We start from the raw sequence: 1,333 nt of genomic DNA, 5'->3' as shown, positions 1-1,333 counted from the left end.
GGCACAAGGATGTCTACGACCACTCGCTGATCGTCCTGGAGCAGGCGATGGCGCTGGAGGAGGACGGCCCCGACCTGACCCTCCGCCTGGCCACGGAATCGGTGGAGGTGAGCTGCCACAGTCGTCTTCGCTGACCCTGCTGCTCGCAGTCTGCGCAACCGTCGGTGCCGTCACAGCCACCCTCCCCGCCCTCTTGCGGGGGCCCGCCGCCCTGATCGTGGCTCTGGGCCTGGGTCAGCTTGCCGCGCACACCACCATGACGCTCTCCGAGCACGCTCATTCGCCCGCTCCGGGATTGGTGATGCTCGGTGCTCACGCCGGTGCCACCGTCGCCTGTGCGCTGGCGGTCCTGGCTGCCGAGCGCCTCTACCGGGTTGTCACTCACGCTCTTCACGTCGTCCTGGCGTCCCTGGCGCCCGCCGCCGTCACTTCCCGCGGCCACACCGTCTCGACCGGAATCCATCACGGACCTGTCGACGCTCTACTTCGCGCCAGCATCTCGCGGCGCGGTCCTCCTGCCCTGGTCTGAAGATTCGTAGAACTCCCCACCCCTTCACCAGACCAGAGGACACTTCCCGACATGAAGAACACCCTGATTTCGCGTGCGGTTGTCACGACCGTCGCTACCGGCAGCGCGGTGCTGCTGGCCGCCGGAATTGCTTCAGCACACGTCAGCGTCGTCGCACCGGGAGCCACCCAGGGCGGATACTCCGTTCTCACGTTCCGCGTGCCCACCGAATCCGACACCGCTTCGACCACCAAGCTGACGGTGGCGCTCCCCGACCTCAAGTCGGCACGCACCGAACCGATGCCCGGCTGGACCGCCGTCGTGGAGAAGGACCCCACCTCGTTGGTCGCCAAGTCCGTGACGTGGACCGCCGACCCCGGCGTCGGAATCGCCCCCGGCCAGTTCCAGCAGTTCGTCCTTTCTGCCGGCCCGCTGCCGGAGCAGGAAGAGGTCGAGTTCAAGGCCGTCCAGACGTACAGCGACGGCAACGTCGTCAATTGGGATCAGGAAGAGCTTGCCGACGGCAGCGAGCCGGACAAGCCCGCGCCGACGCTGACTCTCGCCGCGTCCACCGGTGACGCGCACGGAGCGCCCTCTGCCGATAACACTGCCGAGACGTCCGCTGCCTCCGAATCTTCTTCGTCGGACAACACCGCCCGCTGGCTCGGCGGCGTCGGCCTGGTGCTCGGCGCGTTGGGCGCTGCACTCGGCCTCGGCGCACTGGTCAGGAGCAAGCGCTGATGAGTACCCGGATCAAGGTCATCGCCGTCGGCATGCCGCGATCCCGGCCAACACGCCCATCAAGATCAGCGACCTGAGCGGCAC

General features: G+C 67.7%; 2 protein-coding genes. Both read left to right on the top strand.

What is annotated here, in order from left to right; translation table 11 throughout:
• Positions 1 to 193: 193 nt before the first annotated feature.
• The gene (locus ABT116_RS46875) at positions 194 to 529 is read left to right on the top strand and encodes a hypothetical protein (protein ID WP_351647442.1); all 336 of its coding nucleotides are present in this window, start codon (positions 194 to 196) and stop codon (positions 527 to 529) included.
• Positions 530 to 580: 51 nt separating this feature from the next.
• Positions 581 to 1,249 carry a YcnI family copper-binding membrane protein gene (locus tag ABT116_RS46870; protein ID WP_095969420.1) on the top strand — a complete coding sequence of 223 codons (669 nt, stop codon included), beginning with the start codon at positions 581 to 583 and terminating at the stop codon, positions 1,247 to 1,249.
• Positions 1,250 to 1,333: the final 84 nt, after the last annotated feature.

The organism is Streptomyces sp. NPDC002130, assembly GCF_040296465.1.
Classification (GTDB): Bacteria; Actinomycetota; Actinomycetes; order Streptomycetales; family Streptomycetaceae; genus Streptomyces.
This window is presented reverse-complemented; position numbering and strand designations above follow the sequence as displayed.